Origin of the sequence: Streptomyces sp. DG2A-72, assembly GCF_030499575.1 — a bacterium.
GTDB lineage: Bacteria > Actinomycetota > Actinomycetes > Streptomycetales > Streptomycetaceae > Streptomyces.
In genome coordinates this window covers 3,594,357-3,609,307 of the sequence record NZ_JASTLC010000001.1, presented here as the reverse complement: position 1 = coordinate 3,609,307, position 14,951 = coordinate 3,594,357, and the positions used below count along the sequence as shown (strand labels likewise).

Here is a 14,951-nt window from a genome sequence, read left to right as displayed (position 1 = left end):
TCCGAGTCGGTTTCGGTTGAGGTCCGGTCAGCCGCCGAAGCCGGCCACGTTCTCCTTCGTGACCACCTTCACCGGCACCTTCACCGTCGTGCTGACGTTCTTCCCCTCGGCCGCCCGGACGGCGTTGTCCACGGCGATCTTCCCGAGTTGCTTGGGCTGCTGCGCCACGGATGCGTACAGCGTGCCTGTCTCGACTGCCTTCAGACCGTCCGGAGTGCCGTCGAAACCGACGACCTGGACCGACTTCCCGGCCTTCGACCCCAGCGCCTTGATCGCGCCGAGCGCCATCTCGTCGTTCTCGGCGAAGACCCCGTCGATGTCGGGGTGGGCCTGGAGGAGGTTCGTCATCACGTCGAGGCCCTTGGTGCGGTCGAAGTCCGCGGGCTGCTTGGCGACGACCTTGATGCCCGGGTAGGCCTTCAGCCCGGCCGCGAAGCCCGCGCCCCGCTCACGGCTGGCGGACGTACCGGCCTGGCCCTGGAGGATCACGATCGTGCCCTGGCCGCCCAGCTTCTCGGCGAGTGCCTTGGCGCCCAGCTTGCCGCCCTCGACGTTGTCGGAGGCGACCAGCGCGGCGGTCTCCGCGTTGTTGACGCCGCGGTCGACGCCGACGACGGGGATGCCGGCCTGGTTGGCGGCCTGTACCGCCGGGCCCGCCGCGTCCGAGTCGACCGGGTTCACGATGATCGAGCCGAGGCCCTCGCTGGTGAAGTTCTGCAGCTGGTTGGCCTGTTGCGAGGCGTCGTTCTGCGCGTCGGTGACGGTCAGGTCGACGCCCAGCTTCTTCGCCTCCTCCTGGGCACCGGCCCGGATCTGCACGAAGAAGGGGTTGTTGAGGGTCGACAGGGACAGGCCCACCTTCTGCTGGGCCGCACTCGACGAGCCGGTGTGCAGGAGGGAGGTGGCGCCGACTGTCGCCGCCGCGACCACGGCGGCGAGGAGGTACGTCACCGCCTGCTTGCCCTTGTTGCCGCCCCCGCCGGTCGTCACCGGAGTCGCCCCGGCCTTGCGGCGCACGGTGTCCAGCAGCACCGCCAGCGCGATCACGACACCGATGACGACCTGCTGCCAGAAGGCGGACACCGACAGGAGGTTGAGGCCGTTGCGCAGCACCGCCAGGATCAGCGCGCCGATCAGCGTGCCGGACGCCTTGCCGGTACCGCCGGCGAGCGAGGCGCCACCGATGACGACCGCGGCGATCGCGTCCAGTTCGTACCCCTGCGCGGCCTGCGGCTGCGCGGAGGACAGCCGCGAGGCGAGCACGATGCCCGCGGCGGCGGCGAACAGCCCGGAGAAGGCGTAGATCGCGAGCTTCTGCTTCTTCACCCGCAGACCCGACAGCCGGGCCGCTTCCTCGTTGCCGCCGATCGCGTACATCGAGCGGCCGATGTACGTCCGTCCCAGCACGAAGGCCGTGATGAGCCCCATGACGACCATCACGAGCACGGGCACGGGCAGCCAGCCGCCGAGCGTGTCACCGAGGTGCGAGACGGAGTCCGGGAAGGCGATGGGGGAGCCCTGCGAGATCACCAGGGACAGACCGCGGGCCACGGAGAGCATGGCGAGCGTCGCGATGAACGGCGGGAGTTTGCCGTACGAGATCAGGAAGCCGTTGACCAGGCCGCACGCGATACCGGTGGCGACGGCGAGGACGACCGCTATCGGGACCGGAATCCCTTCCGAAGTGGCGCTCCAGGCAAGGACGGTGGCCGACAGCGCGGCGACCGAGCCCACCGACAGGTCGATGCCCGCCGAGACGATCACGAAGGTCACGCCGAAGGCGAGGATGGCGGTCACGGCCGCCTGGACGCCGACGTTGAGGAGGTTGTCCGTCGTCAGGAAGTCGCCGGACAGCGCCGACATGGCGATGACGAGGACGATCAGCGCGGTCAGCGCGCCGTTGTCGAGCAGGAGGCGGCGAAGCCCCGAGGCGCCACTCGCGCCCGATGTGCTCTTGAGCGTGTCAGCGGCCACGGGTGGCCTCCCTTTCTGTCGTGGGCGTGCTGACGGCGAGCGCCATCACCGCGTCCTGCGTTGCTTCGTCGGCGGCCAGTTCGCCCGCGATCCGGCCCTGGGCCATCACCAGCACCCGGTCGCTCATGCCGAGCACCTCGGGCAGATCGCTGGAGATCATCAGTACGGCGGCACCGGCGGCCGTCAGTTCATTGATCAGCTGGTAGATCTCGACCTTGGCGCCCACGTCGATCCCGCGCGTCGGCTCGTCGAGGATCAGCACCTTGGTGTCGGCGAGCAGCCATTTGCCGATGACGACCTTCTGCTGGTTGCCACCGGACAACGTCCGTACGTGCTGGCCGAGTCCGGCCATCCGCACGCCGAGCTGCCCTGCGATGCGCGCGGCGGCCTCGCGCTGCCCCCTGAGGTCGACGAGACCGGCACGGGAGGCGGCCCGCATCGTGACCAGACCGAGGTTCTCCTCGACGGAGGCATCGAGCACCAGGCCCTGGCCCTTGCGGTCCTCGGGGATCAGCCCGATGCCCGCGGTCATCGCCGCGTTGACGTCGTACTTGGGAACCGGGGAACCGGAGACCTTCACGGCGCCCTTGTCGTACGGGTCGGCGCCGAACACGGCCCGCACGACCTCCGTACGACCGGCTCCCACGAGCCCGGCGATCCCGACGACCTCACCGGCGCGCACCTCGAAGGACACGTCGTGGAAGACGCCGTCCCTGGTGAGCCCCTCCACCTTGAGCAGGGCGTCCCCGGTGTCGGCGCGCTCCCGCGGGTACTGCTGGTCGATCGACCGCCCGACCATCAGGCGTACGAGCTCGTCCTCGGGCGTGGCGGCGGGGACCTGTCCGACGGACCTGCCGTCCCGGATGACCGTGACCCGGTCTCCGAGGGCGGCGATCTCCTCCAGGTGATGCGTGATGAAGACGATGCCGACGCCGTCCTCGCGCAGCGTGCGCACGATGGAGAAGAGCTTCTCGACCTCCTCGGAGGTGAGCACGGCGGTCGGCTCGTCCATGATGAGCACGCGCGCGTGGAGGCTGAGTGCCTTCGCGATCTCGACCATCTGGAGGCGGGCGATGCCGAGTTCACGGACACGCGCGCGGGGCGACACGTTGACGCCGACCCGCTCCAGCAGGACGGCGGCCTCGGCCTCCATCCGCTTGCGGTCGATCATCCCGTAGCGGCGCGGCTGGCGGCCCAGGAAGATGTTCTCGGCGACCGTCAGATCGGGAACGAGGTTGAACTCCTGGTAGATGGTGGCGATGCCCAGCCGCTCGGCGTCCTGCGCCCCGCGGATGTGCGTCTCCTTGCCGTCGACCAGGACGCGGCCCCCGTCGGGGTGGTAGGCGCCCGACAGCATCTTGATCAGCGTGCTCTTGCCGGCGCCGTTCTCGCCGAGCAGCACATGCACCTCGCCCCGGCGCAGGTCGAAGTCGACGCCGTCGAGCGCGACCACACCGGGGAAGGACTTGCGTATGCCCTCGATGCGCAGCAACTCGTCCTCGTTGCTCACGACGTGCTCCTGTTCTGTTCGGGGTTCTCGCCGCACGAGCGGCGTACGACGAGCCGGGCGGCGAGAGTGACGGACTCGCCGGGCCGCCCTTCGATGCGGTCGACGAGCGCCCGGACGGCGGCCCGGCCCAGCTCGCCGGTCGGCTGGGCGATGGCGGTGATCGGGGGATCGGTGTGCACGAACCAGCGGATGTCGTCGAACGCGGCCAGCGCTATGTCACGTGGCACTCGCAGCCCGCGCGCGCGTACGGCGTCCAGCGCGCCGAGCGCCATCAGGTTGTCGGCGGCGAAGACGACCTCGGGCGGCTCGGCCAGATCGAGGAAGCCGTCGGTGACCCGGCGTCCGCTCTCGGCCTGGAAGTCGCCCTGTCCTATGTAGGCGTCCGGGAGCGGAATCCCGTACTCGGCCAGGGCCTGACGGAAGGCCTCGACGCGCTCGCTGCCGGTGGTGGTGGCGGCGGGGCCCGCGATGATGGCGAGCCGCCGATGGCCGAGCCCGTGCAGATGCGCGACGAGATCCCGTACGGCGGCCCGCCCGTCGGCGCGCACCACGGGTACGTCGACACCCGGAATCCACCGGTCCACGAACACCATCGGCGTCCTGCGCGCGGCGTCCAGCATCAGCGGGGAGCCGCCGTCGGTGGGGGAGACCAGCAGCCCGTCGATCCGCCGGTCGAGCAGATTCCGCACGTGGTGGTCCTGCAATTCGGGCCGCTCGTCGGCGTTCCCGATGATCACGCTGTAGCCGAGCGCGCGGGCCTCCTCCTCGACGGAGCGGGCCAGCTCGGTGAAGTACGGGTTCAGCACATCGCTGATGACCAGGCCGAGGGTGTGGGTCTGGTCGGTACGCAGCGAGCGGGCGACGGCGTTCGGACGGTAGTCCAGCGTCTCGACGGCGGCCAGCACGCGCGTGCGCGCGTCCGCGCTGACCGACGGATGGTCGTTCAGGACACGCGACACCGTGGCGACGGAAACCCCCGCCTCGGCAGCGACGTCCTTGATGCCCGCCATCGCCGCTCCACCTCCTCGTGGATGCATGGAATCGATTACATCGATTGCGTACAGAGGATTGGAATCGATTACACGAAGGTTGGCAAGGGTGCGAGACCAGATCGTGATGTCAGTGCCGGGCGGTAGCGTCGGATCATGTCGAATCAGGCGGGCGGTCCGAAGCAGGCAGCGCAGGGGGAACGGCACCTGGCCGTACTCGAAGGCGTCCTGGAGCGGATCACGTATGCCAACGAGGAGAACGGCTACACGGTCGCCCGGGTCGACACCGGCCGTGGCGGCGGGGATCTGCTGACCGTCGTCGGTGCGCTGCTCGGGGCCCAGGTCGGGGAGTCGCTGCGGTTGGAGGGCCGCTGGGGCTCGCACCCGCAGTACGGCAAGCAGTTCACCGTCGAGAACTACACGACGGTCCTCCCGGCCACCGTCCAGGGCATCCGCCGCTATCTCGGCTCCGGGCTGGTCAAGGGCATCGGGCCGGTCTTCGCCGACCGGATCACCCAGCACTTCGGCCTGGACACCCTGCAGATCATCGAGGAGGAGCCCAAGCGGCTCATCGAGGTCCCCGGGCTCGGTCCCAAGCGGACCAAGAAGATCGCCGACGCCTGGGAGGAGCAGAAGGCGATCAAGGAGGTCATGCTCTTTCTGCAGACGGTGGAGGTGTCCACGTCCATCGCCGTCCGCATCTACAAGAAGTACGGCGACGCCTCCATCTCCGTGGTGAAGAACCAGCCCTATCGCCTCGCCTCCGACGTCTGGGGCATCGGCTTCCTCACCGCCGACAAGATCGCCCAGTCCGTCGGCATCCCGCACGACAGCCCGGAGCGGGTCAAGGCGGGCCTGCAGTACGCCCTTTCGCAGTCCACCGACCAAGGGCACTGCTTCCTGCCCGAGGAGCAGCTGATCGCCGACGCGGTGAAGCTGCTGCAGGTCGACACCGGCCTGGTCATCGAGTGCCTCGCCGAACTGGCCCAGCCCGACGAGGAATCCGGCGAGCCCGGCGTCGTACGCGAGCAGGTGCCCGGTCAGCACGGTGAGCCGGTCACCGCGATCTACCTCGTCCCCTTCCACCGCGCCGAACTCTCCCTCTCCGCCCAGCTGTTGCGCCTCCTGCGCACCGACGAGGACCGGATGCCCGGCTTCCATGACGTGGCCTGGGACAAGGCGCTCGGCTGGCTGAAGGGCCGTACGGGCGCCGAGCTCGCCCCCGAGCAGGAGGCCGCCGTCAAGCTGGCGCTGACGAAGAAGGTCGCGGTGCTCACCGGCGGGCCGGGCTGTGGCAAGTCCTTCACGGTCAGGTCCGTCGTGGAACTGGCCCGCGCCAAGAAGGCGAAGGTCGTCCTCGCCGCCCCCACCGGCCGCGCCGCCAAACGCCTCGCCGAACTCACCGGCGCCGAGGCCTCCACCGTCCACCGCCTGCTGGAACTGAAGCCCGGCGGGGACGCCGCCTACGACAAGGACCGGCCTCTGGACGCCGACCTGGTGGTGGTGGACGAGGCCTCGATGCTGGACCTCCTGCTCGCCAACAAACTGGTGAAGGCGGTACCGCCGGGGGCCCACCTGCTCTTCGTCGGGGACGTCGACCAGCTCCCCAGCGTCGGCGCCGGCGAGGTGCTGCGCGATCTGCTGGCCGAGGGCGGCCCGATCCCCGCCGTCCGCCTCACGCGTGTGTTCCGCCAGGCCCAGCAGTCGGGCGTGGTGACGAACGCGCACCGGATCAACTCCGGGCAGCATCCGGTCACCGACGGCATGAAGGACTTCTTCCTCTTCGTCGAGGACGACACGGAGGAGGCCGGCCGACTCACGGTGGACGTGGCGGCACGGCGGATTCCGGCCAAGTTCGGGCTCGACCCGCGCCGTGACGTCCAGGTGCTCGCCCCCATGCACCGGGGGCCCGCGGGCGCCGGCAACCTCAACGGCCTGCTCCAGCAGGCGATCACACCCGGCCGCCCCGACCTGTCCGAGAAGCGGTTCGGCGGCCGTGTCTTCCGGGTCGGCGACAAGGTCACCCAGATTCGCAACAATTACGAGAAAGGCAAGAACGGTGTCTTCAACGGCACCGTCGGCGTGGTCACCTCGCTCGACCCGGTCGACCAGCGCCTCACGGTGCTGACCGACGAAGACGAGGAGGTTCCGTACGAATTCGACGAACTGGACGAACTGGCCCATGCATACGCGGTGACGATTCATCGCTCGCAGGGGAGTGAATATCCGGCGGTGGTGATCCCGGTCACCACCGGGGCCTGGATGATGCTCCAGCGGAATCTGCTGTACACCGCGGTGACCCGGGCCAAGAAGCTGGTCGTCCTCGTCGGTTCACGCAAGGCGATCGGACAGGCGGTGCGCACGGTGTCGGCGGGACGCCGCTGTACGGCCCTCGACTTCAGGCTCTCGCCGCGGCCCCTGGAGGGCTGACGAGGGGCCGGGCGGGGTGGCGCGAAAAATGATCGATCAAATGAGTCGTTTGGGTCACACAGCACTAGCAGATGGGGAACAAGAAGGGGCAGGATGAACAGTTGGCGGCACTCAGTGCCGCCAATAGGCCCAATGGTCGACCCCGAGTGCACTCACCTGCGCCAAATGGGGGATGGTAGAGACAGTCAGGGCAACCTCGAAGATGAGGCACAACGTCGGTGAGGGAAGACGTGAGCGACAACTCTGTAGTACTGCGGTACGGCGACGGCGAGTACACCTACCCGGTGATCGACAGCACCGTCGGTGACAAGGGCTTCGACATCGGCAAGCTCCGCGCCCAGACCGGTCTGGTGACGCTGGACAGCGGTTACGGCAACACCGCCGCGTACAAATCCGCCATTACCTATCTGGACGGCGAAGCGGGCATTCTGCGGTACCGCGGCTATCCGATCGAGCAGCTGGCCGAGCGCTCCACGTTCCTGGAGGTTGCCTACCTGCTGATCAACGGCGAGCTGCCGACGGTCGACGAGCTCACCACGTTCCAGAACGACATCACGCAGCACACCCTGCTGCACGAGGACGTCAAGAACTTCTACAAGGGCTTCCCGCGCGACGCCCACCCGATGGCGATGCTGTCGTCGGTCGTCTCGGCGCTGTCCACCTTCTACCAGGACAGCCACAACCCGTTCGACGAGAGGCAGCGCAACCTCTCCACGATCCGTCTGCTCGCCAAGCTCCCGACGATCGCGGCGTACGCGTACAAGAAGTCGATCGGCCACCCCTTCGTCTACCCGCGCAACGACCTCGGGTACGTCGAGAACTTCCTGCGCATGACCTTCTCGGTGCCGGCCCAGGAGTACGACCTCGACCCGGTCGTCGTCGCCGCCCTCGACAAGCTGCTGATCCTGCACGCGGACCACGAGCAGAACTGCTCCACCTCCACGGTGCGTCTGGTCGGCTCCTCGCAGGCGAACATGTTCGCCTCGATCTCCGCCGGCATCTCCGCCCTGTGGGGCCCGCTGCACGGCGGTGCCAACCAGTCCGTCCTGGAGATGCTCGAGGGCATCCAGGCCTCCGGCGGCGATGTCGACTCCTTCATCCGCAAGGTGAAGAACAAGGAGGACGGCGTCCGTCTGATGGGCTTCGGCCACCGGGTCTACAAGAACTTCGACCCGCGCGCGAAGATCATCAAGGCGGCGGCGCACGACGTCCTCTCGGCCCTCGGCAAGTCCGACGAACTGCTGGACATCGCGCTGAAGCTGGAGGAGCACGCGCTCTCCGACGACTACTTCGTCTCGCGCAGCCTCTACCCGAACGTCGACTTCTACACCGGCCTGATCTACCGCGCCATGGGCTTCCCGACCGAGATGTTCACGGTCCTCTTCGCCCTCGGCCGCCTCCCGGGCTGGATCGCCCAGTGGCACGAAATGATCAAGGAGCCGGGCTCCCGCATCGGCCGCCCGCGCCAGATCTACACGGGCGTGGTCGAGCGCGACTTCGTTCCGGTCGAGGCTCGCTGATACCTGCCGGTGAGGGGCGCCGGGTCACTGGTGCCCCGTCACGGGGGCTTGCCCTGTGGTTTCGGGCGCGGGTGCCGGGTCCTGCTGTCGTGGGCGCGGTGGCTCCGGAGGCTGCGGCCGGGGGTCCGGGGGTCGTCCCCGGGCCGGCATGGCCACGGGCGTGGTCGAGCGCGACTTCGTTCCGGTCGAGGCTCGCTGAGCTTGTCATCGCCGGGCGCGCTGGCCGTTCACTGCAGCGGGCCCGACGCGCCCCGGAGCGAACCGAGCCTCAAAAAAGAAGGAAGGCGCCCTGCGCCGGTCCCCCCACGGGCCGACGATCAGGGCGCCTTCCCATGTCCCGGTGCGGATTCCCCCCACGGGATCCGGCCGGGCGTCTGTGAGAAACCAGCGCCTGAATCGCTGTCAAGCAAACTGCCGAGGCAGCCTTTGAGTAAAACGAGCGGGACTCGTCGTACTCCTGGGGTGTGCGGTCTGCCGGGACAGCGCACGATCGGGAGGGCCGCTCAAAGCTTCCCGTCTGTACGTGCCCCGGCAACGCAGCTCTGAGGAAGTCCCCCAAGACATCCTCAGATGTCAGTCGGCGCCCCCCAAGACGCTTCCTGACATCGTCAACTTAGACCTTCGAACCCCTTCGATGGTTACCTTCACATCACTGTGATCTGCGTCTCTTGCATATGTCCGTTAGATACGCAAGAGCCCCGATTTGGCGATCGGGGCCCTATCGTAAGGATGATGCGCGAGCCTTGTGAAGAGCTTATGTGAGGCTCGTCGCGGACTCCAGAGGGTCTCTCACCCCTACTTCCGCGTAACCAGCGGTAACTTCAGCGGAACGTTCGCAGCCGAAGGCTGTTCGTCACCACGAACACGGACGAGAAGGCCATCGCCGCCCCGGCGATCATCGGGTTCAGCAGTCCCGCCGCGGCCAGCGGCAGCGCGGCCACGTTGTATCCGAACGCCCACACAAGATTTCCCCTGATCGTGGACAGCGTCTTCCGGGACAGCCGGATCGCGTCCGCGGCCACCCGCAGATCCCCGCGCACCAGCGTCAGATCGCTCGCCTCGATCGCCGCGTCCGTCCCCGTGCCCATCGCCAGCCCGAGATCGGCGGTGGCGAGCGCCGCCGCGTCGTTGACGCCGTCACCGACCATGGCGACCGTACGTCCCTCGCGCCGCAGCCGCCGTACGACATCGACCTTGTCCTCGGGCAGCACCTCGGCGATCACCTCGTCGATCCCGACGGCCCGCGCGACCGCCTGAGCGACCGCCCGGTTGTCGCCGGTCAGCAGCACCGGCGTCAGCCCCAGCGCGCGCAGCTCGCGCACCGCCTCCGCGCTGGTCTCCTTGACGGCGTCCGCGACGGCGACGACACCGCGTGCCACTCCGTCCCAGCCGACCACGACGGCCGTACGACCGCTGCTCTCGGCCTGGTCCTTCGCCCGGGCCAACTCCCCGGGGAGGGCTTCATAGAGGCGCCCCACGGCCACCTCGCGGCCCTCCACGCGCCCTCGCACACCCCTCCCGGGTACGTTCTCGAACTCCTCGGCCGGCGGCAGCGGCCCGACGCGCTCCTCCGCGCCCACGGCGACCGCCCGGGCGACGGGATGCTCGGAGGCGTGTTCCAGGGCGCCGGCGAGACGCAGCAGCTCCTGCTCGTCGACGCCTTCGGCGACGTACACCTTCTGGAGGGTCATCCGGCCGGTGGTGACCGTTCCGGTCTTGTCCAGGACGACCGTGTCGACGCGGCGGGTGGACTCCAGGACCTCGGGGCCCTTGATGAGGATGCCGAGCTGGGCGCCGCGGCCGGTGCCGACCATGAGGGCGGTCGGGGTGGCCAGCCCCAGCGCGCAGGGGTAGGCGATGATCAGGACCGCGACGGCCGCGGTGAACGCGGCGACGGTGTCGCCGGTGAGGCCGAGCCAGGCGCCGAACGTGGCGACCGCGATGAGGATGACGACCGGCACGAAGACCCCGGAGATCCGGTCGGCGAGCCGCTGCACCTCGGCCTTGCCGTTCTGCGCGTCCTCCACCAGCTTCGCCATCCGGGCGAGTTGGGTGCCGGCGCCGACCCGGACGGCCTCGACGACCAGCCGCCCGCCCGCGTTGACCGTGGCGCCCGTGACCGCGTCCCCGACCGTCACATCCACCGGCATGGACTCGCCGGTCAGCATGGAGGCGTCGACGGCGGAGGAGCCCTCCACCACCGTCCCGTCGGTGGCGACCTTCTCGCCCGGCCGTACGACGAACCGGTCACCGACAGCCAGCCGGGCCACCGGAATCCGCACTTCCCGCCCGCCCACCCGTCTCCCACCACCGCCCTCAACCGAGAGCGCTTCGCGCTCGCCCTCCTCGTATCGCAGTACGGCGACATCCTTCGCACCCAGTTCCATGAGCGCCCGCAGGGCGGCCCCCGCGCGGCGCTTGGAGCGGGCCTCCAGATAGCGGCCCAGCAGGATGAACGCGACGACTCCGGACGCCACTTCGAGGTAGATCGTCGACGCGCCGTCCATGCCGCCGACGGTCAGCCGGAAGCTGTCCCGCATGCCCGGCATGCCCGCGTCACCGAAGAACAGCGCCCACAGGGACCAGCCGAACGCGGCCAGCGTGCCGAGCGACACCAGGGTGTCCATGGTGGCGGCGCCGTGCCTGAGGTTCGTCCAGGCGGCCTTGTGGAAGGGCCACCCGCCCCAGACGACGGCAGGCGCGGCAAGGGTGAGTGCGAGCCACTGCCAGTAGTCGAACTGGAGGGGCGGGACCATCGACAGCAGGACGACCGGGATCGCGAGCAGCGCTGAGACGGTGAAGCGGTGCCGGTAGGACGTGAGTTCGGGGTCCTCGGGCGGCGTCGCCTCGCTGACGGGCGTGGGTTCCTCGGCCGTGTAGCCGGTCTTGACGACCGTGGCGATCAGGTCCGCGACCTCGAGGCCGACGGGGTAGGTGACCTTTGCCTTCTCCGTCGCGAAGTTCACCGTGGCCGTCACGCCGTCCATGCGGTTGAGCTTCTTCTCGACGCGGGCCGCGCAGGCGGCGCAGGTCATCCCGCCGATGAGCAGCTCGACCTCGGGGGGCGCGGCTGTCGGCGCCGGAGCGGCGGAGGCGGTGGTGATGATGCCGGTCATGCGCTCAGGGGCTCTCGGGGTGCGCTCACGGTGCTCTCGGGGTGTTCTCAGACCGTGCCGACGAGTTCGAAGCCGGCCTCGTCGACTGCGGCGCGCACGGCCTCTTCGTCCAGTGCGGCCTCCGAGATGACGGTGACCTCACCGGTCGAGGCGACGGCCTTCACCGAGCTGACGCCGGGGAGTTCGGAGATCTCGCCGGACACTGCGCCCTCGCAGTGTCCGCAGCTCATCCCGCTGACCTTGTACGTGGCGGTGATGCTCATGTCGTAACTCCTCGTGGAGGCATGTGGGGCTGACGGGGCCCAGGGGAGCCCCATACCCACAGACTATACCCCTAGGGGGTACCTATCCAAGAGGGGTCGGCGGCGTCGTGGTGAGGTCCGTGCGGCCGAGTCGGTCGCCGACCATCGGGTCCAGGTAGCGGATCAGGACGTTCTTCAATTCCTGTATGTACGCGTCGCGTTCGGCGCCCTCGTGGGCGAGCACCAGCTCCAGGCCGGCCATGTACATCCCCAGGACGACATGCGCGGTGCGGGTGATGTCGGTGGCCGAGGTGTCCGGCAGGAGTGAGGAGAGCAGGCCCTCCACCCGGGAGAGCAGAGTCGCGCGCAGTGCGTCGTGGTCCTCGGCGATCCGGCCGGGGAGGTCGGGGCCGTGCATCAGCGCGAAGAACACGGGGTGTGCGCAGTTGAAGGCGATGAAGCGGTCGACGGCCGCGCCGACGGCCTCCTCCAGTGGGGTCGAGGGGTCGACCGGCGCGAGCGCCTCGCCGTACGCCTCCCGCATCTCGTGCATGAGCCGGCCGCCCAGCTCGATCGCGATCGCTTCCTTGTTCGGGAAGAACTGATACAGCGTGCCCGGCGAGACGCCCGCCTCACGGGCGATGGCATTGGCGCTGGCCGCCGTGTAGCCGGTCGTGCAGAAGACATTGGCCGCGGCCTCCAGTAGCTGGGCGATGCGGCGCTCCCCGCGGGCCTGGCGCCGGCGCGGCTGGTCCTTCTTCTCCTGGTTGTCGGGCACGCGGTTATCCCCAGCTCTCCGAACATCATTGACAAACACGAGTGACCGCTCGCATTCTGGAGTCGGAACGCGAGCGACGTCTCGTGTTTTCCAGTCTATGGTTTCCACGGTGAAGGGGACACCGCACCATGACCGAAGTCAACAGCCCGCCTCGGGTCGGAGCCTGGACCCGCTTCGTCACCGCCCGACCCCGGTTGTCGCTGCTCGCGGCCCTGGTGCTGACAGCCCTCGCCGTGCTGGCCGGCAGCGGTGTCGCCGACCGGCTGGGGAGCGGCGGCTGGGAGGACCCGGACGCTGAGTCGACGTACGCGACCAAGGCGCTGGAGCGTGAATTCCCCGACTCCCAGCCCAACTTCCTGCTGCTCGTCGACGCGGGCCGCGCCTCGGTCGACGATCCGGCGGTCGCCGTCGAGGCCGAGCGTCTCGCCGAGCGGCTGGCAAGGGAGAAGGGCGTCACAGGTGTCGGCTCCTACTGGCAGGCCGAGCCCTCGGCGGCTGCCGCCCTGCGCGCCAAGGACGGGCACGAGGCGCTGATCGCCGCCCGCCTCACCGGCGACGAGAAGGCGATGGGCGAGACCCTGGACCGCATCGTGCCCTCGTTCCGCGGCACGCACGGCCCGGTGGAGGTGAAGGTCGGCGGCATGGTCGCCGTGCGGCACGAGATGCAGACGATCATCCAGGAGGACCTGACACGCGCCGAGGTGATCGCCCTGCCGGTGACCCTCGTCCTGCTGGTGATGGTCTTCGGCAGCGCGGTCGCGGCCCTGCTGCCGCTCGGCATCGGCATCGTCGCGATCCTGGGGACGAACGCGGTACTGCGCGGCCTCACCGAGTTCACCGACGTCTCCATCTTCGCGATGAACCTGACCACGGCCCTGGGCCTGGGACTGGCCGTCGACTACGCCCTGTTCATCGTCCGCCGCTACCGCGAGGAACTCTCCACAGGAGCCGAGCCGTTGACGGCGGTCGGCACCACACTGCGCACGGCGGGCCGCACGGTCCTCTTCTCCGCCCTCACGGTCGCGGTGTCGCTGGCGGCGATGCTGCTCTTCCCGCAGTACTTCCTGCGGTCCTTCGCCTACGCGGGCATCGCCGTGGTGCTGCTGGCCGCGGCGGCAGCCCTGATCCTGCTCCCGGCGGCGCTGATCCTGCTGGGCCACCGGGTGAACGCGCTGGATCTGCGGAAGCTGCTGCGACGCGGGAAGCGGTCCAGGACGACCGGCGCCCCCGACACCTCCGACGAGGAGGGCACGGGCTGGGCGCGAACCGCCTCCCTCGTCATGCGCCGCGCCCCGTTCTTCGCCCTGGGCACCACCGCCGTGCTGGTGCTGCTGGGCCTGCCGTTCCTGGGCGTGAAGTTCGGTACGGCGGACGACCGTCAGCTGCCGTCCAGCGCCGAGTCCCACGTCGTGCAGCAGCACATCCGCGAAGGCTTCCCGGGCAGCCCCGGCGGTGGCCTCGAGGTGCTGGCCGAGGGAGGGGCGACCGAGGCGCAGTACGCCGCCTACAAGCAGCGGATCACCGCCCTCCCCGACGTGCTGCGGGTCGAGGGCCCGCTGGTGAAGGGCGACTCGGCCTACTTCACCGTGCAGCCCGAGGGTGAACCGGTCGACGACCCGGCCCAGCGACTCGTCGGCGAACTACGGGAAACGGACGCCCCCTTCGACACCAAGGTGACCGGCACCGCGGCCGTCCTGGTCGACTCCAAGGACGCGATCGCCGAGCAACTGCCCTGGGCGGCGGCCTTCATCGCCATAGTCACCCTGCTCCTGGTCTTCCTCCTCACCGGCAGCGTGCTCATCCCCATCCAGGCGGTGGTACTCAACGCGCTCAGCCTGACGGCGATGTTCGGCGCGGTGGTCTGGGTCTTCCAGGACGGCCATCTCTCGGGCCTGCTCGGCTTCACCAGCCCCGGCTCCATCGAGACCACCCTCCCGGTCCTGATGTTCTGCGTGGCCTTCGGACTCTCCATGGACTACGGCGTGTTCCTGCTCTCCCGCATCAAGGAGGAGTACGACCACACAGGCGACCACCAGCAGGCAGTCCGGCACGGCCTGCAGCGCACGGGCGGACTGATCACCGCCGCCGCCGTCATCCTGGCCGTGGTGATGGTCGCCATAGGCACCTCCCGAGTAACCAACACCAAGATGCTCGGCCTGGGCATCGCCCTGGCGGTCCTCATGGACGCCATGATCATCCGCAGTCTCCTGGTCCCAGCGGTGATGCGCCTCACGGGCAGGGCGACTTGGTGGGCTCCGGGGCCATTGCGCCGCTTGCATCAGCGGTTCGGCTTGAGTGAGAGCGATGGGAGCGCGGAGGCGAGTGCGACGGAGGAGGAACGGGTCAAGGTCACGCAGGGTTGAACAGCGCCCCGAAGGGGCGCGGGGCTGTA

General features: G+C 69.2%; 9 protein-coding genes. 3 read left to right on the top strand and 6 right to left on the bottom strand.

The window, feature by feature from the left end:
• Nucleotides 1-27: 27 nt before the first annotated feature.
• From QQY66_RS17030 to QQY66_RS17020, 3 genes are read right to left on the bottom strand one after another with little or no spacing between them, the layout of a single operon-like run.
• On the bottom strand, nucleotides 28-1,974 hold the full coding sequence (locus QQY66_RS17030) for a substrate-binding domain-containing protein (protein WP_301981218.1): 1,947 nt from the start codon (nucleotides 1,972-1,974) through the stop codon (nucleotides 28-30).
• Nucleotides 1,964-3,484, bottom strand: coding sequence for a sugar ABC transporter ATP-binding protein (locus QQY66_RS17025; protein ID WP_301981217.1), 1,521 nt, complete (start codon nucleotides 3,482-3,484; stop codon nucleotides 1,964-1,966). Before QQY66_RS17025 ends, QQY66_RS17030 begins: the two co-directional genes overlap by 11 nt.
• On the bottom strand, nucleotides 3,481-4,494 hold the full coding sequence (locus QQY66_RS17020; protein ID WP_301981216.1) for a LacI family DNA-binding transcriptional regulator: 1,014 nt from the start codon (nucleotides 4,492-4,494) through the stop codon (nucleotides 3,481-3,483). The genes QQY66_RS17025 and QQY66_RS17020 overlap by 4 nt, the downstream gene beginning before the upstream one ends.
• A gap of 135 nt (nucleotides 4,495-4,629) precedes the next feature.
• On the opposite strand from QQY66_RS17020, the gene QQY66_RS17015 reads away from it, so the two are divergent.
• Together QQY66_RS17015 and QQY66_RS17010 are read left to right on the top strand one after the other, a co-directional pair.
• Nucleotides 4,630-6,903, top strand: coding sequence for an ATP-dependent RecD-like DNA helicase (locus QQY66_RS17015; RefSeq protein WP_301981215.1), 2,274 nt, complete (start codon nucleotides 4,630-4,632; stop codon nucleotides 6,901-6,903).
• Nucleotides 6,904-7,133: 230 nt separating this feature from the next.
• Complete coding sequence (locus tag QQY66_RS17010) at nucleotides 7,134-8,423, top strand: citrate synthase (protein ID WP_301981214.1); 1,290 nt, start codon at nucleotides 7,134-7,136, stop codon at nucleotides 8,421-8,423.
• An 821-nt stretch (nucleotides 8,424-9,244) separates the two neighbouring features.
• Here the strand turns inward: QQY66_RS17010 and QQY66_RS17005 are convergent.
• The 3 genes from QQY66_RS17005 to QQY66_RS16995 all read right to left on the bottom strand — a co-directional run bounded on the left by QQY66_RS17005 (nucleotide 9,245) and on the right by QQY66_RS16995 (nucleotide 12,559).
• Nucleotides 9,245-11,539, bottom strand: a complete 2,295-nt coding sequence (locus QQY66_RS17005) for a cation-translocating P-type ATPase (RefSeq protein WP_301981213.1) — start codon at nucleotides 11,537-11,539, stop codon at nucleotides 9,245-9,247.
• Nucleotides 11,540-11,586: 47 nt separating this feature from the next.
• Entirely contained in the window at nucleotides 11,587-11,802 is a 216-nt protein-coding gene (locus QQY66_RS17000; protein ID WP_301981212.1) for a heavy-metal-associated domain-containing protein, read from the bottom strand.
• An 82-nt stretch (nucleotides 11,803-11,884) separates the two neighbouring features.
• Nucleotides 11,885-12,559 carry a TetR/AcrR family transcriptional regulator gene (locus QQY66_RS16995; protein ID WP_301981211.1) on the bottom strand — a complete coding sequence of 225 codons (675 nt, stop codon included), beginning with the start codon at nucleotides 12,557-12,559 and terminating at the stop codon, nucleotides 11,885-11,887.
• Nucleotides 12,560-12,687: 128 nt separating this feature from the next.
• On the opposite strand from QQY66_RS16995, the gene QQY66_RS16990 reads away from it, so the two are divergent.
• Nucleotides 12,688-14,922, top strand: a complete 2,235-nt coding sequence (locus QQY66_RS16990) for an MMPL family transporter (protein ID WP_301981210.1) — start codon at nucleotides 12,688-12,690, stop codon at nucleotides 14,920-14,922.
• Nucleotides 14,923-14,951 lie beyond the last annotated feature (29 nt).